This is a genomic window from Kroppenstedtia guangzhouensis (assembly GCF_014637345.1).
In the GTDB taxonomy this organism is placed as follows: domain Bacteria; phylum Bacillota; class Bacilli; order Thermoactinomycetales; family DSM-45169; genus Kroppenstedtia; species Kroppenstedtia guangzhouensis.
The window spans coordinates 88,809-114,640 of the sequence record NZ_BMEX01000008.1 but is presented as its reverse complement, the minus strand read 5'-3'; the positions used below and the strand labels follow the sequence as shown (position 1 = coordinate 114,640).

Sequence of the window (25,832 nt, the reverse complement as noted above, 5' to 3'; positions counted from 1 at the left end):
CACATGACCTTTTCGTTGTTCTTACGATCCAAAATCACTTCAATGCAAACCAAACCCTCCCTGTGACATAGTTTTTAACAACGCTTTCAGGGATATCTGAGCAAACCACCGCTGAAAATCAGGCCTGGTATGACCATCTCCAATCTCTTGCAAAAAGCGTATAGCCAGACCCGGGAGCGAAAGCGACCTTGGCGAGACTTGTGCTCCCCTGAGTGCATAGCGAGACCTTTGGAGCCACAATCTGCGACAATCAAACATCCGCATGACCGTCTATCGACAGAAGGGCATGCGGATGTTTTTTTAGCAAATGGTCATCTACAACTCTTCCACCGGGGTCACGTAAGCAATGGCATCCCAACGAATATAATACCTTTGCCCCTCCTTTGTCACCAGGAAATTATCTGGGTAGACACCGGCGACCTCACCATCCAGCTTTCCGGAAAAGGTGGCAACTTGGACTCTTTGCCCCATCAAACGTTGCATTTGTTGAGCGAGAAGGTAGCCTCTCCTTCTTTTTCCGAGAAGACCTCTGAAAGGACTTATTTTCCGTCCGCGGCCGATCACAGGCCTGGATTCCGGGGGGAGGGGCGTAAATTCAGTGGATTCCGGCGGTAGGGGTTGGGATGGAACAGGCTGGCCAAACATGGGCCCCTGCATTGGCGCATATTCGGGTATCAGTGGCGATCCGTACCATGTTGGGAATCGGTCGCGGGGGACCATTGGGTCGTGGTAGACATTCAAAACATTCACCCCCAATCGATTCTTCACCTTATACCCTATGCAGGAGCCCGGAGTTCGGAACCTGGCCCGTCTTCTTTCAAGTTCCGCTCCCGGAATGGATCCGGGCGACAGGTCGGCTCAACTCTCCCATCATGGAACGGAAATTATCCACCGTGAGAGACTGAGGTCCATCAGACAGAGCGGCTTGGGGATCAGGATGGACTTCCACCATCAATCCGTCGGCTCCCGCTGCCAATGCCGCCCGGGACATCGGGGCGATATAACGCCATTTCCCCGTGCCGTGACTGGGATCGACCATGATCGGCAAATGGCTCAAGTGTTGAATCACCGGTACAGCGGAAAGGTCCAGCGTGTTGCGGGTATAGGTCTCAAAGGTTCGGATGCCCCGTTCACACAGGATGACATGAGGATTGCCTTCATTGAGAATATATTCGGCAGACATGAGCCATTCCTCAATCGTGGCTGACAACCCCCGCTTTAACAAGACGGGTTTGCCTGTCCTGCCGACCTTTTTCAACAGATGGAAATTTTGCATATTCCGGGCGCCCAGTTGCAGAACATCCACGTATTCAGCCACCATGTCCAGATTCTCAGGATCCATCACTTCAGAAACGACCGGGAGGCCGGTTTCTTCTCTCGCCTCGGCCAACAGCTTCAAGCCTTTTTCCCCCAGCCCTTGGAAAGAGTAGGGAGAGGAGCGGGGTTTGAATGCACCTCCCCTCAACAGACCCGCCCCCGCCTCTTTCACGGCCCTGGCGGTTTCCAAAATTTGATCCCGGCTCTCCACCGAACACGGGCCGGCAATCACAACGGGTTCTCCCCCGCCAATCGTGATATTTCCCACCTGAACTCGACTCGGTTCCGGGTGGAAGGAACGACTCGCAAGCTTGAACGGTTCACTGACATGGATCACCTTTTCCACACCGGAAAAACGTTCCACCGACAACCGGCTCAAGATTTGCTTATCCCCGATCAGACCGAGAACAGTCTTATCCACTCCCTTGGAATAATGGACCTTCACCCCCTCTTCCTCCAATGTCTTGACGATCCGATCCACTTCTGCACTTCCGGCATCCGGTTCCAACACGATAATCATGCCTTGAAACCTCCTCTCTGTTGTAAAAAAAAATAAATCCCCGCCCCGGTAAGGGACGAGAATTTCTCGCGGTACCACCCTTTTTGGATCCTCCAAGCGGATCCCTCTCCAGAACACATGGTTGCCATGTGCCCGTCCGTATAACGGCGGATTCCGTTCCGGGTTCACCGGGGATTCTCTCCCCGGCTTCAACCGTCAGCTCCAAGGTGTAATTCGACTGACGGTCTGATACCGGTTTACAGCGACCACCGGCTCTCTGGAATCAGGTTCCGCCAGTCTACTTTTCCTCTTCAATGCGTTTTAGTATGAAAATGTTGTTGATACTCTAACATGGACCCCGATGATTGTCAACGGGGGTTTTCAGTTTTTGGGCAAACCGGGGCCTGCCAAGAGCTGTTTTATGGATGACTAAAAAACAGGAAGCCGGACAAAATACGGGAAAGTCATCTCATGAAGGGTTTGTCGATCATGAACTCTCTCGGGAAGGTTTGGCAATACGTTTGTAATCAATTGAGGATATGGCTGATTCGAGAGTATGAACGATACAAGTTAAATCCCCCTGTCCCGAACATGGATTCTTTGTTTTGGAAAATCAGGTTGTCCAGGTGACAGTGACGGAAGGGAGAACCATGTCTGCAGTCAACACTTTTGAAAACCGATTTTCAACGAGAGACGGAATTGAACTCAGATATCGTGTATGGTCACCCGCAAACCCCAAGATCATGGTGCTGTTGATTCATGGTGCAGGAGAGCATATCGATATTTACAAACACCTCGGTCACCTGTTTTGCGAACATGATTTCGCCTTCATCACTTTTGATTTGCGGGGATTCGGCTGTTCCGGCGGGAAATGCGGCCATGTCAGACGTTTCGAGGAATATATCCATGACCTGGATCAATTGATTCACTATTTCCGCCGCAAATTCGGAGAGATCCGCTGTTATCTGATTGGACACAGCCTGGGCGGCTTGATTGTCACAAGGTATATTCAGGAGTATCCGGCTCCAGTCGACCGAATCGTTCTGTCCGCCCCCGCCATTTCCTTACGTTTCCACATCCCTTCCATGATAAGATGGTTCATCCGTTTCATCAGCTTTTCATTTCCCGGTTTCAGCATCAATCCATACAATCTGATGAAAGTGGCCCACCGGATCCCCCGATTGAGATCCATTGTAACGTATGATGTAAAAAATAAATTGAGTGACCCGTTTATTGCTTTACGCTATTCCTTCCGCTGGTTGCAAGAGCTTTTAAATCACAAACAAATAGCTTGTCAATCTGCTGAAAAAGTGAAGATCCCCACATTGTGTATCTGCGGAGACAATCCGACGGAGGAACTGCGCCGGTTTATGGATCGTGTTTCCGTCGAAGAGAAGCAGTGTGTTTTTCTCCCTGATGCGGGTCACAATTTGCTGCACCCGGAAAAATCCTCTACTGTGATCCAGACCTTGATGCAATGGTTTACACCCGATGCGGGAACGAACCATGGCTCCATCCGGTTTCCGGATACATAGTTTATCCCCGCCTGATGCATCCTAGCTGATGTACCAATCAACCTGAGGAGGGAAATCCCGTGACTGTCGGAACAAAAATTCAACAAACAATTGCCAGTGCAGAGGGTGTCGCCGCCAATCTGCGGACTTTTTCCCTGGACACGAACAACCAGCAAGCAAAACAGATGTACAAACAGATGGCGCAAAACATGGATTCCATCGTACAGGAATTGAAAACCAGGGAACAGCAAATCATGCAGGAAGAACCTCAATACAATCAGTGAGGGAATGGAAAAGAGCCCATCTGTTGAATGATCGGCTCTTTTCCTTTTCTCACCCCCGGGGTTTGAAGAGGAGGGCCATCAGAAAACCAAAGATGATCGCCGAGGAGATCCCGGCACTGGTCACTTCAAAAATACCGGTGACCACCCCGACCAGACCATGCCTCTCCGCTTCCGCCATCGCCCCGTGTACCAAAGCATTCCCAAAACTGGTGATCGGTACGGTGGCCCCCGCCCCGGCAAAGTCAATCAAGGATTCATACCATCCCAACCCTCCCAGAACGGCACCCACCACCACCAGAATACTGGTGGTGTGGGCGGGGGAAAGCTTCAGTCCATCCATCATCAATTGCCCGATCACACAGATGGCTCCCCCCACCACAAAAGCCCAAACATAGCTCATGAGGGATCGCCCCCTTCCTCCGCCTCGATGGAAACGGCATGGGCTATACAGGGGATGCTCTCCTTCTGTTGGTAACTGAGCGGAGAGTGCAATGCACCGGTTGCCACGATCAACACCTTGCGCAATTCCCCTTTTCGCATCCGGTTCAATACGTGTCCGTAGGTGACACATGCCGACGAGGCACATCCGCTGGCCCCGGCCTGTACCGGCTGATCTTCCCCGTATATCATGAGCCCACAGTCGCCAAACCGGTCTTTGGGAAGTTTCAGGCCGTGCTTTTCCAGCAAATCGGCGGCCGTCCGGTGACCGATTCTCCCCAGATCTCCGGTCAGTATCAAATCGTAATCGGGATTTTTCAGATCTCTGAAATGGGCTTCAATCGTATCCACCGCCGCCGGCGCCATCGCCGCTCCCATATTGAAGGGATCAGAAATCCCCATATCGACCACGCGTCCGACGGTGGCGGTTGTCACATGAAGATTGCTCTTTTTTTCCGCCGTCAACACAGCCGCACCCGCACCGGTCACCGTCCATTGAGCGGTGGGGGGCTTTTGGGAGCCGTATTCCGTCGGATAACGGAATTGTTTTTCCGCTGTGGAGTTGTGACTGGCAGTTCCCGCCAGCACCCGTTCCGCATAGCCCCCATCCACCAAAACGGCCCCCAGGGCCAACCCCTCCATGGAGGTGGAGCAGGCCCCGAACAGCCCCAGATAAGGCACTGACAATGTCCTGGCGGAGAAGCTGCTGGTGACCACTTGGTCCAAAAGATCACCGGCCAGAAAAAACTGGATGTCTTCCTTCCGCATCCCGGCCTTGTCGATTGCTCGTTCCGACGCCTGTTCCAGCATCTTTTTTTCGGCTTTTTCAAAACTGTCCTGTCCCAACCATGTATCCTCATGCAGCAGATCAAAATCGCCGGCCAGCGGGCCTTTTGCTTCAAAAGGACCTCCGACCGTGGCAGAAGCGGCGATATTGGGTCTGTTTGAAAAAACCCAGGTACGGCCTCGGATCACTCAAATCCCTCCCAACCCTTTAAAGAGGACTTTCAGGATGGCAATGAGAAAAGCGGAAAACACTCCGAACACAATCACGGAACCGGCCAACCTGAACATATTGCCCCCGACTCCGAGCACAAACCCTTCGGAGCGGTGTTCAATCGCCGCCGAAGCGATGGAGTTGGCAAAACCCGTCACCGGAATCGCAGTGCCCGCCCCGGCCCACTGGCCCAAATGGTCGTAGACACCCAAGCCCGTAAACAAAGCCGCCAAAAAGATCAAAGTGGCCGTGGTGGGGTCTCCCGCCGTCTTTTCCGTGAAGTCAAAGAACTGTGTATAAAACCGGGAGATGAACTGGCCCAGGAGACAGATGGTTCCCCCGACCAGAAAGGCCCGGAAACAGTTCCGCAGGAGCGGGCGTTTCGGCTCCCGTTTTTTCACAAATTCCTGATATTCCTGTTGCACAGGTGTCAATTTTTTCTTTTTCTTCTGGGACACCTTCCTCACCTCCGACGGTTATTTCAGGAGCGGCCGTGCATCATATAGAATGGATGCGATTTCCCGGGCACACTGTTGATACATTTTTTTCGCTTTGGGATTGTCCGTGTCCAAGGAGTAGGATTCCAGATCCGCACGGGCTTTTTCCAGGGTGGTGAGCAGCAGTTTCCGGGTTGTCGGCTTGGGCACCTGGATGGCATCGTCAAACAGGTCCACATACAGCTCTCCCATGGCATCCACTTGGGCGAGAAACACATTCTCCGGTTGGACACCGATTTTTTTCAGCTCCGTCTCCAGCCAACCACGGTTCAGTCCCAAAGTCGCCAAGGGCTCGTCCAAAATGTTTCCATCCAGGATCACCGCCTGCACGCCCACCTCGGGAGCGGTTTCCACACCCAAATGCTGGGCTGTGAGGGGCTGTCTGTTTGATTTCACCAGTGCGCTGATCTCCCCGTTGGCTTCCATGACGGCGAATTCCACGTCGGCCACGTTGAAAATCTGGCGCTTCCGGAGTTGTTGCAACAGATCCTCCGGGGTGAAACGAACGGTTTTCAACTGCTCTTCCATCACCTTTCCGTGCTTGATCACAACAGCTTCCTTGCCGTGAACAAGATCCCGCACCCACTTGCTTTTCAGGGCAAGATAACTGTAGGCAATCCCTGTCAGCCCCCAGGTTAACAAGGCAAGCCATCCCAACAACGGCGGCCGGATCTGGTTTAAGGCGAGGAGGGCGGCGATCACTCCGAATCCCACCAGGTAGACCCGGTCAAAGGTGGCCATGCCCGCCGCCATCTTTCTTCCCAACAGGCGCAACCAGACCGCCGAAAAGAGCAAGACACCCAGAGTGCGCAAGATCAATTGCAACCATACAGGCATTGCGGATCCCCCTTTTTATCTTATGAACCTCTGTATTGGGGTTCTTCAAATTCCATCGATCGGATCCGTCGATCCAGACGTTGGAGAGTGGGCTCCATCTTCCGGGCGATTTCCCGAAAGGAACGGGCATTTTCTTCCCCGGCGATGAGGGCATACTGTTCAAGGGTCGCCTTGGCGCTTTTCAGATCGAGAAAGGTTTGCTTGACTTTGGAATAAGTGGTCATCGTTCAACCTCCAACCGGGTTTTGATTCAGGTGACAAGGCTTTGAGGAGGATAGTGAAATGAAAAAGATTGGTTTGATCTTCTTCCTGTCCGCATGGATACTGAACGGATGTAACCAGCAGGCTGAGGAAACTCCGAAGCCTGCGGGACCGTTGCCCATGGCTCAACAACAAGCCACCGATCTGCAACGGATGGATGCTGCCAAAAAGCTGGCCCGCCAGGACGGGAGGGTGGAAGATGCCACAGCGGTGATTATCAAAAAAGATCTCTCCGTCGGCTTGAAGGTGGAGAATTTCAACCGACTCTTTCTGCGGGACATCCGAAAAACTGTTTTTCACCGGCTGCGGCAAACCTACCCCCAATATCAAGTTCATGTCACCACAGATCACAAATTGTTTGACTCCCTGCAAAAAATGGAGGCAGAGCTGCGGGAGCATCCACTTCTGAGCCCCACATCGGCTCAGGAAAAGCTTCGCAAAATCAATGAGGATATGAAGGGTTGACACCTTCTGGTCGCCATTTGCCGGAGACCTTCATCTATCCTTTATTGGTCTATCCGCCATTTTTTATTCACACCGCTTCCCATCCAAATAAAAAGAGGCCCCAAAGGGCCTCTTTTTATTCGGACTGGAAGAGTTGTCATTTACTGCCTTTGAAGGCGGTCGGGGAGCGAAGCGACCCTGGGCACGACTTGTGCCCTACGGGTATGACGGCTTTTTCACAACAGCTTCTAGGTCACAAGAAAGGGCACCTGATCCCCCGCATTCCCGGGGGCAGGGCCGGTCCCGTCATGGAACAACCGGGCCAGTACATCGTAACCTTGTTGGTTGGGATGAACTTCATCGGCGAAGAATTCCTGTCGGTGCAAAAAAGCGGAGAAGGGATCGATCATCTCCATGCCGTATTTTGAACAGAGTTGTTCATATCCCTTATTCATTTTTTTCACTGTGCGGCAAGCCAGGGAGAAGCCCAGCTCGTAAGCGGGCAAGGGCAGATAAAGGCCCAACACTTGTACCTTGGCGACCGGATTCAACTCCCGCACAGATTGAAAAATCTGGTTGATCTGTCTCCGGACCTTCTTCATCGTGGTCATCAAACCGGAAATGGAGGCTCCGGATTCAAACCAATCGATGAAATCACAACCCCCGGTGGTGATGGTGATATGGGAAACCCGTGGAATCAGCTTGCGAATCGCCGGTGTCACCACCAGTTGGTACAATTCATCCGAAGTCAGACCCGAGACCCCCAGATTGATCAACCGGCACCCACGTGAACACTTCAATCCCTGAAAATGTTGGGCTACGAAATGGCTGTCCGGCCCGTCGGCACCCACCCCTTCGGTCAGGGAATCACCCAAAGCCAGATAGGTGATCGGATCCATACAGTCATTCCCCTTTTCTTCAGAGTGAAATTGATCAAGTTTTCCCCGACAACCCGAGCTCACCCCTTCACCCTTATTCACTGTTTGTAGGTTTCGATTGTGATCTTGCTTTTATTCCGGAGAACTGCAGAAAACGGGGCATTGAATCTCGGGCGGCCGCACAATCGGAGAGGTGTCTGATCCAACCGTTGCTGGGAGTCAATCCGGTGTAACCCTTTTATCTCTTTTTAAAAAACGCAAAGCGACTCTCGGGAGAGACTTGCGCTCTCCTGAATACAAAGGGAATCAAAGCTCTACCCTTCTCGCCCGAACTGTGATGATCGATACAGTGTTCGTTGAAAGGTACGATCCACCCGAAATATGGATAATCAAGACAAACCGAATCGGGGGACTCCCACCAAGAACGGGAAATCCCCCTTTTTCATCAAAGAAACAACAGTCCTAAGCCGATCACTATACCGGAGTAAAACAGTGCCAACAGACAATAACCCATGATATCCCGGGCACTCAAGCGGGCGATCGCCAACAGGGGCAATGCCCAAAAGGGCTGGATCAGGTTGGTCCAGGCATCCCCCCAGGCCACCGCCATCGCCGTTTTGGCCGGACTCACCCCGAGTGCCTCACCTGCCGGCAACACAATCGGCCCCTGAACCGCCCACTGGCCGCCACCCGACGGAATAAAGATGTTCAGAAAACCTGCAGAGAGGAAGGTGAACAGGGGAAAAGTGGTTTCCGTCGAAATTCCGATAAACCACTGGGAAACCACTTGTCCTAACCCGGACATGGAAATCATCCCCATCATCCCGGCGTAAAAGGGAAACTGGATCACGATTCCCCCAGTCTCCCGGACCGCTGCGGACAGAGCGGATAGGTAGCGTCGAGGGGTCTGATGCAGGATCAGACCCAGAATCAAAAACAGGAAAATCACAATATTCAGATCCAACTGTCCCCCCTGCTTCCAAAGGTGCATCCCGATGTAGAGAAAGCCCATCCCCCCTGTGACCCAGGAGATCCAAGAACTCTGTTCCAATCTTTCCGCCGGGGTGATCCCTGTCCGGGTGACAGCGGAGATCGCGCTCTCTTCTTCCAACAGGCCCTGATCCACGGTGACGCGTTCTTCTTGCCGGGGTTGCAACATCCACATAAAAAATGGAAGTGTAAAGATCAGAATCAGAGCCGGTATCAAGCTGAAGGGGGCAAAAATCGTTTCTGAAGTGGGCACGATCACTCCAAAGGAATCATCTGTGGCTATTTTCAAGGGAACGGACCCGGAAATCCCCCCGTGCCAAACGATAAACCCCGTATATGCTCCCGCCACAAGAACACGATAATCCACCTTGGGAACTTTTCTGGCCACTTCTTTGGCAATCAGCGCCCCCACCACCAACCCGAACCCCCAATTCAACCAACTGGCCAGCGCCGAGACCAGAGTGGTCAACACAATGGCTTGCCCCGGGGTTCGGGCGCTTCCGGCGATCCCTTGAAGAACTCGTCGAATCCAATCTGCCCGGGCCAACACATATCCTGTAACCAGGATCAGCACCATCTGCATGGAAAACTCCAGCAGTCCCCAAAATCCTTCTCCCCAGTATTGAACCATTTCCAACGGGCCTGCCGGTGTCACCCACCAACCGGCCAAAAAAACAACAAATGTGAGCAGGACGGCAAATATGAAGGGATCCGGCAAATACCGTTGCACCAGCAGGACTGAAGCATGAACAACTCCCCTGAACAATCGCATCCCCTCCGTATTTTAAACAAACCCAATTTTCATTTTATAGGAACAAAAGATCTTATATCCATATCCAAAAACAAAAAAGCGGACAAAGTGTCCGCTTATCGAAACCTCCCGACCACGGCGGCCAATCCGCCCAATAAAATATGGGCAAGCCCGAAACCGTAGACTCCCCATCCCCTGATCTGCCGATCCCGGAGTTCACCGATCATGCGCTCCCGTCTGTACAGGACACACATTCCCAACAGAGTGACCACCAATCCCAGAACCAGAGTGATCAATCCTTTTCTCATCATGCCTTTGCCTTCCCCCCTTTTCTTCTTAATGTGTCTCTTTCGAGGGAGATTGCCCACTGGTAGTTTTACCCGTCCAAAAACAGAGCAAAAGATCATCGCACTCGCTTCGAATCCAGCCGTTCAGATAACGCATGGTGTAGCGATATCCCCGATGCACTGCGATCACCTCCCGGCAATCCTCCCTCTGCCGAACCTCCAGGATTCGCCCCCCTGACCGGTGAAGCTCCTTTTCCGCCGCCATCCGATCCCTCCGGATTTGTTCCAGAGTGGAGGGTAATAAACGTATCCAAGCCCGGCCTGTTTTCAACGGGGATTGTTTCAGCCACCGGCGATCCCATTGCAGGGCTCGCTCCAACACATCCAACAGCACAATCTTTTTTGTCAGATTGGAAAAACGATCGATTTCCTTTTCATCCACCATTCTCGTAAACCTCAGTTCGGAACGTTTGTTCTTCTATCCATTGTATAAGAACGAACGTTCCTCTATCCATGGTACTTTCGGGAAATCGGATCTCACTTTCCACCGTCCCCCCGATCCACATGGATTCCTTCTTCGCCTTCCTGCATAGCGGCATAAAGGATCCCCCTGATATCCGAGTATCCTTGCTCTTTTAGCTTCCGTCTCAGCCAATCTTCACCTTTTCCGATCAGTTCCAAATTCTTTTGTTGAATATGACCGTCCACCACCAGGGAGAGAGCCATACCGCGATAGGTTTTCCGTATGCCGAGTTCTTTGGGAGTGACCGGGTACATATCTTCCTGGGGCAGAACACTGATGCTCCCGGTGGGCTCCAGGATTGCATACTGGACATACCGGATATCGGGAAACCCTTTGGAGCGAATCGTCGCCAACAGCTCAGAGACGGACATTTCACTCTTGGCCAGGTTTTCCCGAATCATTTTTCCGTGCTTGACTAAGATCGTCGGTTCCCCCAAAATCCAATGATTGGTCCGTTTATAGAGGGTCATCTTGGCAAATAGGATATGAATCGCAGTCACCAGAACAATCGCCAACAATGTTTTGCTGAGTTCATTCACCAGAATTGGATTGGTGGCCAGAGCAGCAATGATCACAATCGCCATCAGATCATGGGGAGTGACCTGGGCCAGTGTGGATTTTCCCATCAGGCGCAGGGATGCGATCGCTACGGTAAACAGGAGTGCCACTTTTAACGTATATAACAGCAAAAAGACTCACCTTCTCCAACTGAAAAGCCTGCCTCTCTCGGAATTCAGGCAGGCTTTTCAGGGGGGCAGTTACATCTGGGGAGAACTGGGCTCAGAAATATTGCTCAGAGCCTGACCCGCTTCATTGACGTGGGGCTGACGGACGGCCATGTCACCTAAGGAAACCATACCCACCAGTTGGTTGTTCTCCACCACGGGCAGACGGCGAATCTGGTTTTGGGCCATCAGGCTGGAGGCTTCATCCACCGACATCTCCGGAGTACCTGTCACCACTTGGTTGGTCATCACTTCCCCCACTGTCACCTGCTCGTTCTTCTGCTCGGCGAGGGCCCGCAGCACCAGGTCTCGATCGGTCACCATACCGCGAACCCGACCGTTTTCCACCACCGGCACGGAACCGATGTTGTGTTGTTTCATCAGGGAAGCAGCTTTGTAAACATTGTCCTGCGGGGAGACTGACGCTACATTTTGCGTCATAATCTCGCGTAATTGGCTCATGATCTAGTTCCCTCCTTTTCTGTGGTTATCATTTCCGTTTCCCGCAATTCCATTCCCCTTGATTCTCCCATTTCCCACAAAAAAGGATTGACAGAACGAGTGATACAGTGTACTATTCACCTAGGACACCACTGTATTATGCAACTAATACACAATGACACTAACTAGCGCAAAGGAGGAATCAAGGTGACAGTAAGCCCATGGCGCAGCCTGCTGAACAAAGATTTCCGACTGGCGCTTCCCTGGTTTTTGGGGGGATTGGGGCTGATCATTGCTTTTGATCTCTGGTTTTCTCGGGCATCACTTCTGGGGACACGATTAGCATTCAGCTCCATGCTGGTATTTGCACATTTCATTTATTTTCCTGTCTACCTCTTTATCAGCTTATGGCTTGAGGGAAAGCAAATACATCTGTGGCTTTATAACCCCTGTCCTGCCTGGCAATTGATCCTTTCCAAACTGGTAGTGGGAATCCCCTTCACCCTCCTCTCTCTCGGAGTCAGCGGCTTATACCCGATCTATCTTGTGTTGGGTCCAATGAATCTGTTCGGGAACAACCCGACCTTGGATCCGACGGCTTTCTGGTCTGATGTGGGCCTGATCGTGTTGACGATTCTCTGGACTTCCTTCCATCTGGGTTTCTTTTTGTTGGCGGTCTGGTCCGTCCACCGGTGGCTTCGCACTTACATGGGCAAGTGGTCCTGGGTGATCACCACTGTTGGAACCCTCGCTTTTCTCTATCTGCTCACTCAATGGGTTACCAGTCCCCTCCATGCTTCTCTTTTCCAATGGGGCCCCTCTGCAGAATGGAAATTACTAGGGGATAATCGCGGTTTTGAACCTGTCTACACCGGTGAAATCCTGTCTGACCTTTTAATGACCTTCGCATTCTTCTTCTTGGCCCAGTGGATTTTGGAGAAGCGGATGGAGGTGTGAACAGATGAACGCTTGGCTTGCCGTATTTAAAAAAGATTTTCGAATGACCGCACCCTGGTTGCTGACGGGATTGCTGATCATCTTGTCGATCGATCTTATTGCCCTGGTGATGGTGGCGGACCTCGAAATCAAATTGATCTTAAGTGCATCTTCCATCCTTTTTCACATCCTGTACTTTCCCTTCTTTCTGGCTTCCAGTCTTGACCAGGAGAAAAAGCAAATGCATCTGTGGCTCCATTCCCCCCGCCCTGCCTGGCAATTGCTGTTATCCAAAGTTCTAAACGCCTTGATCGCCAAAATTCTTTCGCTTGGTTTCAGCCTGGTGGTTCCCTCCTTTCTCATCTGGAAGCATTCAACTGCGATGCAGAAACCCACACAGGTGGAGATGGAATCCCTGATGGATACAGCAATCTCCATCTTCATCGCTTCACTAAACCTGGGTTTTATTTTCCTGATGCTCTGGACGATTCAGCAAAGTCTGAAACGATGGATCGGGAAATGGAGCGGAGTCATCTACGTAGTGGCCATCCTCTTCTACAATCCCCTGATGGAATTGAAAACTCAAATCAGTCCCGATGAAACCTATGTGGAATTCAATTTTCTGGAGCCGGGCCCCTGGTCAGACGGAGTCCTGTCAGCTGTTTTGATTTGGATCTTCTTCCTGTTGTCCGCTTGGCTGCTGGACAAAAAAACGGAGGTGTGAGGGATGAAAGACGACTTTAATACATCCAGTCCGATTTACCTCCAATTGGCTGACCGGATCCAACGACACATCCTGCGCCAGGAGTTGGCCCCCGGTGAAAAACTCCCGTCGGTGCGGGAGATGGCCATGCAGTCCAACGTGAATCCCAACACGGTGCAACGAACCTACGGCGAATTGGAGAGGATGGGAATCGTGGAAACGAGAAGAGGTCAGGGAACCTTTATCACTGAAGACGGCTCCCGCCTGGAAAAAGTGAGGGAGGACCTGCGCCGGCAACAGATCGAAGCTTTTGTCCGAGTAATGGGGGAGTTGGGTTTTTCCCCTCGGGAAATCATGATTGGCCTGGAAGAATACCTGAATGAACAGCCAGAGGGGGAGAGTGAATCGTGATCCGATTTGAAAATGTAAGCAAACGGTATCTCACCAAAACCGCCCTGATGGACGTGGATCTGGAACTGCCTGAGGGAAAAATCATCGGGGTGATCGGAGAAAACGGAAGTGGAAAATCGACGATGCTGAAACTGATCGCCGGCCTCGTACGGCCCAGCAAAGGACGGGTGCTGGTGGACGGGGAGCCCGCCCAGCGCCGAATCGCCCGGAAGGTGGCCTACCTGTCGGAACTGGAAACCTACTATCCCATCTTCACTGTCCAGGAAACCGTCGACTACTGCGCTTCTCAATTTACCGACTTCGACCGGGAACGGGCCCGGGAGATGATCGATTTCATGAGACTTGAACCCACAGCGAAGGTGAAAAGCCTGTCCAAGGGGAACCGGGGCCGGGTGAAGCTGGTGGTCACCCTCTCCCGTAACGCTCCCTATATCCTGATGGATGAACCCCTCTCCGGACTGGACCCCATCGTCCGGGATTCCATCATCAAGGGACTGATCTCCTTTGTCGACCTGTCGAAACAGACCGTCATCATCACCACCCATGAGGTGAACGAGGTGGAGTCCCTCCTGGATCAGGTAGTGGCCTTACGGGATGGGGAAATCATCAAGTTTGCCGATGTGGAAGAACTGCGTTCCAATGAAAGACTCAGCCTGTCGGAATGGATGACCCGGGTTTACGCCGGGCATGCCTGCAAATAAGAGGAGGATGGGACATGGAAAAGAAACAGCCGATCCTGGAGGTTCGGCACCTGACCAAAGTGATCGGTAAAAAAAAGATTGTGGACAATCTCTCCCTCCAGGTCGATCCGGGGGAAGTCTTCGGTTTCTTAGGCCCCAATGGCGCCGGCAAAACGACCACCATCCGCATGATTGTCGGCCTGATCGGCATCACCGCAGGAGAAGTCCTCATCAACGGTATCAATCTGAAAAAGAACTTTGAAAAAGCCCTCTCTCATGTGGGGGGAATCGTGGAAAATCCGGAGATGTACAAGTTTCTGACCGGTTACCAAAACCTCATCCACTATTGGCGTATGACCCAGGGCGTACCCAAGACACGGATCGACGAAGTGGTGCGACAAGTCGGACTGGAGAACCGCATCCATCACAAAGTCAAGACCTATTCCCTCGGGATGCGCCAACGGTTGGGGCTGGCTCAGGCTCTGCTCCATTCTCCTTCCCTGCTGATCCTGGACGAACCCACTAATGGGCTGGATCCCGCCGGGATCCGGGAATTCCGGGAGCATTTGCGCCGGCTGGCCCGGGAGGAAAATATCGCTGTGCTGGTTTCCAGTCATATTCTGTCCGAAATGGAGCAGATGTGTGATCGGATCGCCGTTATTCAACACGGCAAACTGATTGACGTGAAGCAGGTCCGAAAGTTCGTCGGCGCAGCCCAAGAGCAACAGATGGTCTTGTTCACCGTCGATCCCATCTCCCAGGCAAGGAAGTGCTTGCAGCCGGCCTTGAACAACCGGCCCTTGGAAGTAACCCCGGAGGGGATCCAAGTGACAACCACCTGGGATGAGATCCCGATACTGAATGCCCGGTTGGTGGAGGCGGGAGTCCGGGTCTTCTCCATCCGACCCGCCACCCGGACCCTGGAGGATGAATTCCTTGAGTTGACGGGAGGTACGCAAATTGTTTAACTTTGTCCGCCTGGTGCAAAACGAAAATATGAAGATTTTCCGCCGCATCGGAACCTGGGTCATGATCAGCCTGATGTTGTTGGCATCGGGAGTTCTGGGGATCCTGGTCAAACAGAATGTCTTCGGGTATGATGACCTGGGCCCCAACTGGAAACAAAAACTGGAGAAACAAGTGAAGCAGGATCAGAAAATATTGCAGAGTGAAGACGTCCCTCCCGGTGCAAAGGAACATTATGAAAAAAACATCCAGATCAACCAATACCGGATCGATCATGACATCGTCCCGGACGGGCAAACCCTGTGGGGCTATATGTACCAAACGGCGAGTGTAACCAGCTTGATCACCCTGTTTACAATTATCACCGGGGCGACCAGTGTGGCCGGGGAGTTTTCCTGGGGAACGATCAAACTCCTTTTAATCCGGTCCGCCAGCCGTTCCAAGATCCTGCTGTCCAAATATCTGTCCACTCTACTGTTCGCCTTGGCCCTATTGGCTCTCCTGTTCCTGTTCAGTCTGTTGCTTGGCGTCATTTTGTTCGGTTTCAGCGGATGGGATGCTCCCCACCTGACCTATGACAATGGCAAGGTGATCGAAAAAAACCAGATGCTTCATGTTCTCGGCTTGTATGGACTGGAATGTGTCAACCTGCTGATGATGGTTACCTTCGCTTTTATGATCTCCACGGTGTTTAGAAGCAGCTCCTTAGCGATCGGACTGGCGATTTTCCTGATGTTTGCGGGAACCAACGCTGTTTCGATCCTGTCTATGCAGGATTATGAGTGGGTCAAATACATCCTGTTTGCCAACACGGATTTAAGTCTGTATTTGGAAGGGCAACCTTGGATCAAAGGCATGACCATGTCCTTTTCGATTACCGTTCTCGCCGTTTACTTCCTCATCTTCAACGTCATCTCCTGGATTGTGTTTAAAAAGCGGGACGTAGCTTCATAAACCGGCAAACGTGCCCAAACTGTCACCCACCCCATATTGCGGAACCGGGCAAGACATACTATCATGATGAGGAACGAGTCTTTTTCGGAGACTGGAACAGGGAGGATCAATGAATGGTATTGGAAGAGGCGGGACTGAAAGGCATCACCAAACCCTTTGGAGAAGTGGAAAAAACGATGAACGAGGCGGGGTTCATCCGCGGCGGCGCCTGGGATTATTCCAAAGCCAGTTTTGATTTAAAGCTCTCTACCGCAGAGAATGACTACTACCTGCGGATCCGGGCTCATGTGGTACAAGGGCGGCTGGAAAAACCCCAGGCCGTTGTCAAACTGGAAAACCCGGTTTTTTATCGTCATATCTTCCCCCACGGGTTGGAGGAAGATTCCATCCCCGAAGAATTGCAGGGGCGGGTTGACCAGGCACTCACTTACTTAAATGAGCATTTGTCCTGAAGTTAAAAAAGGAGTCGGCAATCGCCGACTCCTTTCGCGCTGTTAGCGGACTCCCCGCTCTTCCTCGACAGGGACCTCTTCCCGGAAGTCCACCCCTTCCACTTTGATGTTGACCTCCACCACAGACAGGCCGGTCATGGTTTCAACGGCTTCCTTCACATTTTCCTGCAAGTCCCGGGCCACTTCATGAATTTTCACCCCGTATTCCACGATCACCCGGAGATCGATCGCCGCCTCCACCTGTCCCACTTCCACGGAGACACCCCGGGTGACGTTTTTGCCGCTGACCCGCTTGGCCCAGCCTTCAGTGATTCCCCCTGACATGCTGGCCACCCCTTTGGTTTTGGTGGCAGCCAACCCGGCGATGACAGCAACCACATCATCGGCGATGCGAATCGATCCTTCAGAAGCATGATCCTTCATGTTACTACCTCCCATGTTGGTGTCGAACTGTTACAATGCCTGGACCATTCCTCCGTCCACCATCAGCGAAGTCCCGGTGACGTATGTGTTGGCCCGGGACAGAAGAAAGACCGCGGTGCGGGCGAACTCCTCCGGCTTACCATAGCGACCGAGGGGAATTCCCTGAAGAGATTGCCTTTGGATGAATTCCTCCGATAGCCCTTCCCTTTCCGCTTTCTGCAGATCCAATTCTCTCAACCGGTCCGTGGCGATTCGCCCCGGGCACAGCGTGTTGACCAGGATGCCCCGGGGACCGAGCTCCCCTGATAAAGTTTTCATCAGTCCGGCCACTCCCGCCCGCATCGTATTGGAGAGGATCAAACCGGGGATCGGTTGTTTGACGGAAGAGGAGGCGATGGTGAGAATCCTGCCCCCGTCCTTCATATGGGGCAGAGTGGCCCGAACCAAACGAACCACGCTCAACAGATTGGTTTCAAAAGCTTTTTGCCAGGCATCATCATCAAAAGTATCAAAGGTCCCCCCCGGTGGCCCCCCGGCATTGCAAACCAGCAAATCCACCCTCTGGAAGCGGTCAGCGACCCGGTTGACAAGCTCCCGCACTTCCTTTCCACGGGAAACATCACAACGCCAGCCGACCACCTCGGAGCCCGTTTCGGCGGCGATCTCTTTGGCAGACTGTTCAGCGACCTTTGGATCCCGGCCCGCCAAAGCCACCCGTGCTCCTTCCCGAGCCAACTCCAAGGCCACCGCCCGCCCCAGTCCCCGACTTCCGGCAGTGACGAGGGCCACTTGTCCCCTGATTCCAAGATCCATGGTTGACGGCTCCCTTCGGTATCTTATACCCACCCTCTCACTCACAACCCACATTCTACCGGACAATTCTGTGTTTATTATACCATGGAAATTCAGGTCCCCCAACCGATTTCATCCAATGCGGTAACCGGCGATCCGAATGACGGTACGCACCTGGGGATGATCCTGATTCACCCGATACCCATAGTAGATGTTTCCGTCCACATGCACTTCATGGGGAATTAAGTAGCCCCCGTGAATCAGCCTGGAAAAAAGCTCAGCAGCCTCTTCATCGGACAGATTCAGTTTCCGGACCAGATCTTTCTTGATCCAGGAACTCCCATAACTTTTCCCTTTATTATTGACATCTTTGTACCACTCATATATCTGTATCAACGCTCCATGAAGATGCCGATCCATATGGGAGAGGTTTTGGAATTGAGCAATGTTTAAAAATTCGAACAGATTGTAAAACTCATCACAGAAAGCCTCCAAGTGGGCATCCCGGGAAAGACTTTCATCCTGGAGACAGAAAAGTTCCACTCTCTTTCCTCTGGACCACAACCGGTCCATCAGCGGAATCATATCCTGGTCGGCACTCACAATAACGAAGGTCTCCACTCCCGACACCGTATGAAGCACATCCATCGCATCCAGACACAACTGGATATCCGCAGCATTCTTACGTTCCTCTTCTCCCCGTCCGTTCCCGTGAACGTGATGTATATGGACATGTTTCTTCAGAAGCTGGTTTATGGAGATATCAGGGCCCAATTGTTCAAAATCACCGTACACCTCCATCATCCGGATTTTATGACGACCGTAATGTTCCTGAAGACGCAAAAACAAGTTATGTTGCGGATCCGGGTGATCCGGATTCATATGATATTTTTTCAATCCATAATATACATTTTCCAAATCAATCCAAACGGCGATCGATTTATCTTTTGCCATAAAATAATCCTCCCGGAAATCGGTTGTATAAAGTATATAGGTATTATTCTACATCAAAAGGAAAGTCCATTGGCAATTGTCTCCCCCCGTTCAACAGGGGATCGATGGAAAAAATCCGAACCCACAACAAACCGGCTTCCTTTGTTGGAAGCCGGTGGTTATTCCGATTTCTTTTTTCCTTGAACTTCTATCCCTGGATCGATCCCTTTCCAAAACAGTAGCTTGAATTTAGCAATCAACCCTATTAAAATAAAGAAACCGCCAAATACAGTTTACATATATATTTAAACTCATCCACACTAATCATACAACAGTCATCCGAATTTGTCAATCCTCTCTCAACAATCTCCGGGAAACAGGAGGTATGGATTTCATGGGGCATGCCAGACAGGAGCACCAGGAAGAACAACAGCGGGTGAATCAGGTGATCCGGGCAATCGACCGCCAAATCGCCGCCGATCATTCACAAGCCGCCCGGTCGAAAAAAGAGATGATGAAAATCCGCCGCAATTTTTGGGAGGATGTCAGGGTGAACATTGATGATCCCGGTGAAGCGGCGGAAACTGCGATCAGCATCAAGCAGCAAGCTGAGGTGTTATCAGACCGGGAGCGGTGTCATCGGCAGGCGCAAAACCAGCTGATGACACTGGAACGTCTCAAAGAATCCCCTTGGTTTGGACGCGTCGATTTCAAGGAAGAAGGCGACCCGGAAATTGAGCGAATCTATATCGGTATCTCCTCCTTCCTCAATCCGGAGGACGAAAATTTCCTCGTCTACGATTGGCGTGCGCCGATCTCCAGTCTGTATTATGACTATCCTCCAGGATCTGCACGATATGAGACTCCGGCAGGCACCATTTCCGGAACTATGAAGCTGAAGCGGCAGTATCTCATCCGGAACGGGCAGATCCAAAGCTTGTTCGACACCGGTGTGACCATCGGGGATGAATTATTGCAGGAGGTGCTGGGCAACCGGACCGATGCACAGATGAAAAGCATCGTGGCCACAATTCAGAAAGAGCAAAACCGCATCATCCGCAACGAGGGACCCCGGTTACTGGTGGTGCAGGGAGCCGCGGGGAGCGGCAAAACATCGGCCGCGTTACAACGGGTGGCTTACCTTCTCTACCGGCACCGGGAAACCCTGCGCGCGGAACAGATCCTGTTATTTTCCCCCAATCCGATGTTTAACAGCTATGTCTCCACGGTTCTTCCCGAATTGGGTGAAGAAAACATGCAACAGACGACGTTTCAGGACCTATTGCAGACGCGTCTGGGGGATGTTTTTCGCCTGGAGGATTCCTTCACGCAGATGGAATACACCCTGACGGCCCTGGATGAAGCGGGATATACACCGAGAATGGAAGGGATCCGCTGGAAAGCTTCCCTCGATTTTATGCATCTTCTGGATCAATACCTCGTCATGCTCGGACGGAAAAGCATGATCTTCAAGGATGTGAGTTTCAGAGGTGAAATTCTCATTTCCTCCCGACGCATCACAGAACGCTTTTACGCCCTTGATCCCCTTCCCTGCCGATTCCCAACCGGATCCAGTTGCTGGTGAATGGGTTGCTTACGGAATTGAAAAGGAAAGAGCGTTTGGAACGGGGAAAACCTTGGGTGGAAGAGGAGGTCCAACTGTTGGATCCGGACACTTACCATGAGGTGCACCAAAAGCTCCAACGGGAAAAAAGATTTACAGAAGAGACCTTCGATGATTTCCAACGTGAGCAGGAGTTGCTGGTCACCTGGGTTCTTCAGCAGCACTTTAAGCCCCTCTACAACCACATCAAGCAGTTACGTTTCATCGACCTCCCCAGAATCTACCGCAGACTGTTCACAGAGCCTGGGTTGATCTTCCACCTCCACGCCGGAGACCACCCTCCTCCGCATTTGCAGACTATCTGTGCACAGACGGTGGAGCGATTGGATCGCAATGAGTTGCCTTATGAGGATGCCGCTCCTTATCTGTACCTGAAGGAACAGATAGAAGGCCTGCAGAGGAACACCGACATCCGCCATCTGTTTATCGATGAAGCGCAGGATTGGTCTCCTTTTCAGTTCGCTTTTGTCAAAAAGCTGTTTTCACGCAGCAAAATGACTGTCCTGGGGGATACCAATCAGGCGATTCACGCTCACACCGCCGATACCACCGGCTTGGAATCGCTGTCGGCTCTCTACGGAGAGGAGGAGCGCGAAGCCTTTACCCTGACTCGAAGCTATCGCTCCACCCGGCCGATCGTCGAGTTCACACGCCGGTTGCTTCCCGGGGGCGAAAAAATTGAACCCTTCAACCGCCCAGGCGGGATCCCCACCCTGACAGAGGCGGCGGATGCTGAAGAGCTGATCGCAAAGGTCGTCGATGGGATCTGGGAGCTTCAGGGAGCCGGTCACCAAACCATCGCCGTAATCTGTAAAACCGCTGGCGAAAGCCGCAGAGTCTGGGAGGAGCTTCGGCAGGTACTTCCGATCCGCCTGATTGAAAAAGAGACCCCATCTTTCGAAGCGGGTACCCTCGTCATCCCCTCCTATCTGGCCAAAGGAGTGGAGTTTGATGCCGTTGTCATCTTTGACACTTCACAATATGGGCGGGAAAGTGAACGAAAACTTTTCTACACCGCCTGTACCCGGGCCATGCATGAACTGCATCTGTACACGACAGGGAAAGGCAGCCCCTTCCTATCCAAGATTTCACCAGACATATTGCATCGGGCCGACCGTTGATTCTCGATACTCTGGGTGTTGATCAACTCATTGCCCGCTATTGGGATCTGGAAGCGTTGTGAAAAAGCCGTTCACAGGGAGGGTTGGGTTTCACATGGAGTGATTTTGGATCGTAAGAACAACGAAAACGACATGTGAAACCCAATCCCGACCGACCCGGCCAGCACTCATTCACAAAGCTTCTAGAAGTATTGTGATATAGCGCTTTTCGGGCCGGGTAGGAATGTGGTTTCACATTCCACGTCCAAAGTTCTGACGAGGCAAAGACGCTCCATGAGAAGCCCAACCCTCCCTGTGACAACTTTTTTACAATGCTTCTAATTCCCCGGCATGGGCCCTCGATAGACCGATTGGGGGCGAATGATTCGGTTATGGGCCACCTGTTCCAGGATATGGGCACACCAGCCCGCGGTCCGGCTCAGGGTGAAGGTCGGGGTGTACAACTCCCTTGGGAGACCGACGGCGCGGAGGACGGCGGCAGCGTAGAACTCCACATTGGTATAAAGACGCCGACCCGGTTTGTATTCTTCCAGCAAGCGAAGGGCCGTTCGCTCCACTTCAACGGCCAGATGAAACCAAGGATCCTCTCCGGAAAGCTTCTCTGACACTTCTCTGAGAGCCTCAGCTCGGGGATCCCGTGTCTTGTACACACGATGTCCAAAGCCCATCAGGCGCTTCCCCGCTTCCAACCGTTTTCGGATCCAAGGCTCCGCCTCCTCCACCGACCCTATCGCCTCCAGCATTCCTTCCACCTCTGAGGGTGCCCCTCCGTGAAGAGGACCCTTCAAGGCTCCGATGGCCGCTGTCAAGCTGGAAAAAAGATCAGAACCGGTGGAGGCGACCACTCTGCCGGCGAAGGTGGAGGCATTCATCCCATGCTCGGCGGTCAAGATCCAATAGGCTTCCAGCGCCCGGACATGGGCCGGCGAGGCCTCTTTCCCCTGAAGCAGATACAGGTAATGTGCGGTGTGGGACAAATCCCGCCGGATTTCGGGCATCCGGCTCCCTCGGAGAAAATGATACCGATGGGCGATCAGAGTTGGGATCATAGCCAAAACCGCCCCCGCCCGCTCCCGGGGCGAAATATCGTCCTCCGTTGTCGTCAGCGTGGAGACCGCTGTTCTGAGCACACTCATCAAATCCATCTCCAGGGGCAGGCGCTTCAGCACTTCCAGCACCGACTCCGGAACCTCCCGATGAGAGGCGAGGAGATCCCGGAAGCGTCGTTCTTCCTTTTCCTCCGGAAGGTGTCCATACCACAAAAGATGTACCACCGCTTCAAAAGTCCGGGAAACCGCCAATTCCTTCGCCCAATGCCCTCGGTAAACCAAATGTCCTTTCTCCCCGTCCACCAGGGACAACTCCGTCTCCGTAACCGCAATTCCCTCCAATCCGGGTACCACTTTCATCTTCTTCTCTCCTTTCTTTTATCCATAAATTTATCGTACTCCACCTCTGTTGAAAAATCTAATTTATGATTATAATAGATCTGATAACAATAATTTATCTATAGGAGAGGATCTATTTGAACCTGTCCCAAATCCTCACCTTTCTCGAAGTGGCCAAACATAACAGCTTCCGCAAAGCAGCCCAGGAGCTGACTTTGACTCAGCCGGCCGTCAGTGCCCAGATCCGTTCCCTGGAGGAAGAGCTAGGCGCCCCGCTGTTTCTGCGGCAAAGGGTTCGTCTCACTTCCGGTGGAAAAGCTTTCCTTCCCTATGCGCGCCAGGTGGCCGCCCTCCTGGAAGAAGGAAAGCGGGCCGTTCAGGACACGGAAGAGATGCTGCGGGGAAAGTTGACCATCGGCGCCACCTCTGGAGCCGCCATCACCATCCTCCCCCGCCTCCTCACCTACTTCCGGGACATCCGTCCCCGGCTCCGGGTGACGGTCCACACCCTGTCCGGTAACCAAGTGGTGCAGGGAGTATTGGAAGGAAGGTTGGATGCGGGGATCAACTATCTGGATCAACCCCTGGATCACCTGCAAAACCAGGTTCTCTTTTATGACACCCTTACCCTGATTGCACCCCTGGATCACCCCGCTGCCCGGGAATCCTACTTTCGATTGGAAAAACTGAAGGAGACCCCTCTGATCTCCCTCGTCCCGGAAGCGACGGAACAAAAATTGATAGACCGGATCCTGCGGGAAAAAGGAATCCGGACGGAATCCTCCATCGAACTGACCAGTCTGGAGGAAGTGAAACGGATGGTTCGTGAAGGATTGGGGTTGGCCCTGATCCCCCGCCTCTGCCTCGATCCGATGACTGACGATGGACTCCGGCAACTCCGGGTCCCCGGACTGAAAAACCAGCTCCCTGTCGTTCTCCTCTATCCCAAAGAACGATACCACTCTTCCGCCCTCCGCCGGCTGTTGAACGACATCCGGGGTATCTATACTCCCGAAGGGGAATGGTCGTAGCGGACAACCTGTCCCACCATCCTGCTCACCCCGGTTGTCAGCGGCTTTAACGTATACTGCTGACGTAACGTGAACAGCCGAAATGGAGAAGGTCTGATCCCGTAAGCATGAATATCCTTACCTCGCCCGGAAATACTGGAATCAAAAAGGCAGGGAGGATATTCATGGAGTATACCTGTGATCACTGTGAACACCCAACCACAAGCATCCACCCCGTCACCTTATACAAAACTGAAGGGGAGCAGGATGAACTTCTGTGTGACGAATGCTATGCGGAGTGGCTGGAATCGATCAAAGGTTAAAACAGAGGGTCAGTTTTACCCCTTGTACAAAAATGGGGACCCGAAATCCCGGGATCCCATTTTTTATCAACAAAAAAAGACCCCGTTTCTGGAGTCTCGGTTGATATATTCAGTTGGCTCCGATCAGCCCTGCTGCAGGTTCGGGGAGGGAAGTACCGTCGAGTAGAGGTGGGCCAATTTTTGTTCCAGTTCGCTGATGATACTCCTGCCCTGTTCCCTCGTGATCAAACCCGCCCGCACCGCGAAATCGATTTCGCGGGAAAGACCGAACATTTGGGTATCCAGTACTTCTTCATACAGGGGACACTTGGGTGCGGTCAGATTATCCAGCTGAACCGCAATCAGATGTTCAATTTTCTTCGCATCTTCCCTGAGCAACTGTTCGGCGCGCTGGGCCAGATCGGTTTGAGTCGGTGTCATCACGGTATACCCCCCATTCAACCGTTCGGTTCCCAAACGGTTCCACATGCGCTCAGAATCAGTGTATCATGACACCGACTGATTTGCAATTTCCTCAAAAGATACTGAGATTCAATTCCCGGGATAAACCCTTCAACAGACGCACTCCACCCACGCTGTTCCCTTTTTCATCCAAGGCCGGGCCAAAAACCCCGATCCCCATCCGCTCCGGAACAGAGGCCAAAATTCCACCGGACACACCGCTCTTGGCCGGAATCCCGGCGAGAATCGCAAACTCACCGGAGGCGTTATACATTCCGCAGGTGACCATAAATGTTTTTACCAATCGGGCCAGCTCCCGGGGAATCACCTGTTCCCCCGCATCATTTTCACCGAGCCGGGCCAGACACAATCCCATCTGGGCCAAATCATCACAACTGATGGCGATAGAACACTGCTGAAAATAGAGTTCCAAGGTGGCTTCCACATCTTCGATCATACCGAATTCCTTCAGGAAATAAGCCATGGACCGGTTGCGGAATCCGGTCGCCCTCTCCGAATAATAGACGGCATAATCCAACCCAATATTCGGATTTTCCGCCATCCGTTGAACTAAAGACAGAATTCTGCCCAGCCGTTCTTCCACCGTGGATCCTTTGATCAGCGAACTGACCACCAATGCACCGGCGTTAATCATCGGATTGAGGGGTTTTCCCGGTGCCTGTTCCAGTTTATAAATGGAATTGAAGGGATCTCCCGTCGGTTCCATTCCCACCCGTTCAAACACCGCTTTCTCGCCCTGATCCATCAGGGCGAGAATCAAGGTGATCACTTTGGAAATACTCTGCATAGTGAATCTCTCGGGACAGTTCCCAGCGGAATAAATCTCCCCGTCACAGGTTCGCACAGAGATTCCCAAAGTGGTCGGATCCTGCGCCGATAACTCCGGAATATAATCTGCAAGCTTTCCCTCTCCGGCTGAGGGTCGATATTGTTTCACCAGTTCCTCCAAAAAATCCTTCATGCTCACCCCG

General features: G+C 52.4%; 31 protein-coding genes, 1 pseudogene and 1 other annotated feature. Of the genes and pseudogenes, 13 read left to right on the top strand and 19 right to left on the bottom strand.

Annotation, left to right across the window (positions count from 1 at the left end):
• Positions 1-315: 315 nt before the first annotated feature.
• A complete protein-coding gene (locus IEV46_RS18680) occupies positions 316-483 on the bottom strand; it encodes a DUF2642 domain-containing protein (protein WP_373284610.1) in 168 nt (55 codons plus the stop codon).
• A gap of 334 nt (positions 484-817) precedes the next feature.
• Entirely contained in the window at positions 818-1,837 is a 1,020-nt protein-coding gene (aroF, locus tag IEV46_RS11945) for a 3-deoxy-7-phosphoheptulonate synthase (RefSeq protein WP_188432779.1), read from the bottom strand.
• Between the two features lie 48 nt (positions 1,838-1,885).
• Positions 1,886-2,140: a binding site (T-box leader), on the bottom strand.
• Positions 2,141-2,421: 281 nt separating this feature from the next.
• On the opposite strand from aroF, the gene IEV46_RS11940 reads away from it, so the two are divergent.
• Positions 2,422-3,351 (top strand): alpha/beta hydrolase, encoded by a 930-nt coding sequence (locus tag IEV46_RS11940; protein WP_188432778.1) that lies wholly within the window; start codon positions 2,422-2,424, stop codon positions 3,349-3,351.
• Between the two features lie 59 nt (positions 3,352-3,410).
• Positions 3,411-3,614, top strand: coding sequence for a DUF1657 domain-containing protein (locus IEV46_RS11935; RefSeq protein ID WP_009709783.1), 204 nt, complete (start codon positions 3,411-3,413; stop codon positions 3,612-3,614).
• A 49-nt stretch (positions 3,615-3,663) separates the two neighbouring features.
• Here the strand turns inward: IEV46_RS11935 and spoVAE are convergent, their stop codons facing one another.
• The 5 genes from spoVAE to IEV46_RS11910 are packed head-to-tail and all read right to left on the bottom strand — an operon-like array spanning position 3,664 to position 6,607.
• Positions 3,664-4,014 (bottom strand): stage V sporulation protein AE, encoded by a 351-nt coding sequence (spoVAE, locus tag IEV46_RS11930; RefSeq protein ID WP_009709784.1) that lies wholly within the window; start codon positions 4,012-4,014, stop codon positions 3,664-3,666.
• The gene (spoVAD, locus tag IEV46_RS11925; protein WP_009709785.1) at positions 4,011-5,027 is read right to left on the bottom strand and encodes a stage V sporulation protein AD; all 1,017 of its coding nucleotides are present in this window, start codon (positions 5,025-5,027) and stop codon (positions 4,011-4,013) included. Before spoVAD ends, spoVAE begins: the two co-directional genes overlap by 4 nt.
• Positions 5,028-5,507 (bottom strand): stage V sporulation protein AC, encoded by a 480-nt coding sequence (spoVAC, locus tag IEV46_RS11920; RefSeq protein WP_076523994.1) that lies wholly within the window; start codon positions 5,505-5,507, stop codon positions 5,028-5,030.
• An 18-nt stretch (positions 5,508-5,525) separates the two neighbouring features.
• On the bottom strand, positions 5,526-6,383 hold the full coding sequence (locus tag IEV46_RS11915) for a DUF421 domain-containing protein (protein WP_188432777.1): 858 nt from the start codon (positions 6,381-6,383) through the stop codon (positions 5,526-5,528).
• A 20-nt stretch (positions 6,384-6,403) separates the two neighbouring features.
• The gene (locus IEV46_RS11910) at positions 6,404-6,607 is read right to left on the bottom strand and encodes a DUF1657 domain-containing protein (RefSeq protein WP_009709788.1); all 204 of its coding nucleotides are present in this window, start codon (positions 6,605-6,607) and stop codon (positions 6,404-6,406) included.
• A 58-nt stretch (positions 6,608-6,665) separates the two neighbouring features.
• Here IEV46_RS11910 and IEV46_RS11905 point away from each other — a divergent pair, with 58 nt between their 5' ends.
• Entirely contained in the window at positions 6,666-7,109 is a 444-nt protein-coding gene (locus IEV46_RS11905; RefSeq protein ID WP_009709789.1) for a YhcN/YlaJ family sporulation lipoprotein, read from the top strand.
• A 227-nt stretch (positions 7,110-7,336) separates the two neighbouring features.
• On the opposite strand, the gene IEV46_RS11900 is transcribed toward IEV46_RS11905, so the two are convergent.
• The 6 genes from IEV46_RS11900 to IEV46_RS11875 all read right to left on the bottom strand — a co-directional run bounded on the left by IEV46_RS11900 (position 7,337) and on the right by IEV46_RS11875 (position 11,704).
• On the bottom strand, positions 7,337-7,987 hold the full coding sequence (locus IEV46_RS11900) for an SGNH/GDSL hydrolase family protein (protein ID WP_188432776.1): 651 nt from the start codon (positions 7,985-7,987) through the stop codon (positions 7,337-7,339).
• A 424-nt stretch (positions 7,988-8,411) separates the two neighbouring features.
• The gene (locus tag IEV46_RS11895; protein ID WP_188432775.1) at positions 8,412-9,728 is read right to left on the bottom strand and encodes a short-chain fatty acid transporter; all 1,317 of its coding nucleotides are present in this window, start codon (positions 9,726-9,728) and stop codon (positions 8,412-8,414) included.
• Positions 9,729-9,823: 95 nt separating this feature from the next.
• Complete coding sequence (locus tag IEV46_RS11890) at positions 9,824-10,018, bottom strand: asparagine synthase (protein WP_188432774.1); 195 nt, start codon at positions 10,016-10,018, stop codon at positions 9,824-9,826.
• Between the two features lie 25 nt (positions 10,019-10,043).
• Positions 10,044-10,439: a YhjD family protein gene (locus tag IEV46_RS11885; RefSeq protein WP_188432773.1), complete on the bottom strand. Its 396-nt coding sequence runs from the start codon at positions 10,437-10,439 to the stop codon at positions 10,044-10,046.
• A 92-nt stretch (positions 10,440-10,531) separates the two neighbouring features.
• Entirely contained in the window at positions 10,532-11,206 is a 675-nt protein-coding gene (locus IEV46_RS11880; protein ID WP_188432772.1) for a DUF421 domain-containing protein, read from the bottom strand.
• A gap of 69 nt (positions 11,207-11,275) precedes the next feature.
• The gene (locus IEV46_RS11875) at positions 11,276-11,704 is read right to left on the bottom strand and encodes a CBS domain-containing protein (RefSeq protein WP_188432771.1); all 429 of its coding nucleotides are present in this window, start codon (positions 11,702-11,704) and stop codon (positions 11,276-11,278) included.
• 186 nt (positions 11,705-11,890) lie between these two features.
• Here IEV46_RS11875 and IEV46_RS11870 point away from each other — a divergent pair, with 186 nt between their 5' ends.
• The 7 genes from IEV46_RS11870 to IEV46_RS11840 all read left to right on the top strand — a co-directional run bounded on the left by IEV46_RS11870 (position 11,891) and on the right by IEV46_RS11840 (position 16,785).
• A complete protein-coding gene (locus IEV46_RS11870) occupies positions 11,891-12,640 on the top strand; it encodes a hypothetical protein (protein ID WP_188432770.1) in 750 nt (249 codons plus the stop codon).
• A gap of 4 nt (positions 12,641-12,644) precedes the next feature.
• Complete coding sequence (locus tag IEV46_RS11865) at positions 12,645-13,343, top strand: hypothetical protein (protein WP_188432769.1); 699 nt, start codon at positions 12,645-12,647, stop codon at positions 13,341-13,343.
• A 3-nt stretch (positions 13,344-13,346) separates the two neighbouring features.
• Positions 13,347-13,733 (top strand): GntR family transcriptional regulator, encoded by a 387-nt coding sequence (locus IEV46_RS11860; RefSeq protein WP_188432768.1) that lies wholly within the window; start codon positions 13,347-13,349, stop codon positions 13,731-13,733.
• Positions 13,730-14,434 (top strand): ABC transporter ATP-binding protein, encoded by a 705-nt coding sequence (locus tag IEV46_RS11855; RefSeq protein ID WP_188432767.1) that lies wholly within the window; start codon positions 13,730-13,732, stop codon positions 14,432-14,434. The genes IEV46_RS11860 and IEV46_RS11855 overlap by 4 nt, the downstream gene beginning before the upstream one ends.
• A 14-nt stretch (positions 14,435-14,448) precedes the next feature.
• Complete coding sequence (locus IEV46_RS11850; protein WP_188432766.1) at positions 14,449-15,381, top strand: ABC transporter ATP-binding protein; 933 nt, start codon at positions 14,449-14,451, stop codon at positions 15,379-15,381.
• Positions 15,374-16,333 (top strand): ABC transporter permease, encoded by a 960-nt coding sequence (locus IEV46_RS11845; RefSeq protein ID WP_188432765.1) that lies wholly within the window; start codon positions 15,374-15,376, stop codon positions 16,331-16,333. Before IEV46_RS11850 ends, IEV46_RS11845 begins: the two co-directional genes overlap by 8 nt.
• Positions 16,334-16,446: 113 nt before the next feature.
• Complete coding sequence (locus IEV46_RS11840) at positions 16,447-16,785, top strand: YugN family protein (RefSeq protein WP_188432764.1); 339 nt, start codon at positions 16,447-16,449, stop codon at positions 16,783-16,785.
• Positions 16,786-16,827: 42 nt separating this feature from the next.
• Here IEV46_RS11840 and IEV46_RS11835 read toward each other — a convergent pair whose 3' ends face one another.
• From IEV46_RS11835 to IEV46_RS11825, 3 genes are all read right to left on the bottom strand, one after another.
• Complete coding sequence (locus IEV46_RS11835; protein WP_229736076.1) at positions 16,828-17,208, bottom strand: Asp23/Gls24 family envelope stress response protein; 381 nt, start codon at positions 17,206-17,208, stop codon at positions 16,828-16,830.
• A 30-nt stretch (positions 17,209-17,238) separates the two neighbouring features.
• On the bottom strand, positions 17,239-18,021 hold the full coding sequence (locus tag IEV46_RS11830) for an SDR family oxidoreductase (protein ID WP_188432762.1): 783 nt from the start codon (positions 18,019-18,021) through the stop codon (positions 17,239-17,241).
• 111 nt (positions 18,022-18,132) lie between these two features.
• A complete protein-coding gene (locus tag IEV46_RS11825; protein WP_188432761.1) occupies positions 18,133-18,954 on the bottom strand; it encodes an NYN domain-containing protein in 822 nt (273 codons plus the stop codon).
• Between the two features lie 373 nt (positions 18,955-19,327).
• Here IEV46_RS11825 and helD point away from each other — a divergent pair.
• Positions 19,328-21,678, top strand: a pseudogene (gene helD / locus IEV46_RS11820) (RNA polymerase recycling motor HelD).
• Between the two features lie 317 nt (positions 21,679-21,995).
• On the opposite strand, the gene IEV46_RS11815 reads toward helD, so the two are convergent.
• Positions 21,996-23,087: a citrate/2-methylcitrate synthase gene (locus IEV46_RS11815; RefSeq protein ID WP_188432760.1), complete on the bottom strand. Its 1,092-nt coding sequence runs from the start codon at positions 23,085-23,087 to the stop codon at positions 21,996-21,998.
• Between the two features lie 116 nt (positions 23,088-23,203).
• Between IEV46_RS11815 and IEV46_RS11810 the strand changes: the two genes are divergently transcribed.
• Entirely contained in the window at positions 23,204-24,097 is an 894-nt protein-coding gene (locus IEV46_RS11810; protein WP_188432759.1) for a LysR family transcriptional regulator, read from the top strand.
• A gap of 164 nt (positions 24,098-24,261) precedes the next feature.
• On the top strand, positions 24,262-24,399 hold the full coding sequence (locus IEV46_RS11805; protein WP_188432758.1) for a hypothetical protein: 138 nt from the start codon (positions 24,262-24,264) through the stop codon (positions 24,397-24,399).
• 123 nt (positions 24,400-24,522) lie between these two features.
• Here the strand turns inward: IEV46_RS11805 and IEV46_RS11800 are convergent, their stop codons facing one another.
• Together IEV46_RS11800 and glsA are read right to left on the bottom strand one after the other, a co-directional pair.
• The gene (locus IEV46_RS11800) at positions 24,523-24,819 is read right to left on the bottom strand and encodes an Fpa/YlaN family protein (protein ID WP_188432757.1); all 297 of its coding nucleotides are present in this window, start codon (positions 24,817-24,819) and stop codon (positions 24,523-24,525) included.
• A gap of 94 nt (positions 24,820-24,913) precedes the next feature.
• Positions 24,914-25,822 (bottom strand): glutaminase A, encoded by a 909-nt coding sequence (glsA, locus tag IEV46_RS11795; protein ID WP_188432756.1) that lies wholly within the window; start codon positions 25,820-25,822, stop codon positions 24,914-24,916.
• Between the last annotated feature and the right edge of the window lie 10 nt (positions 25,823-25,832).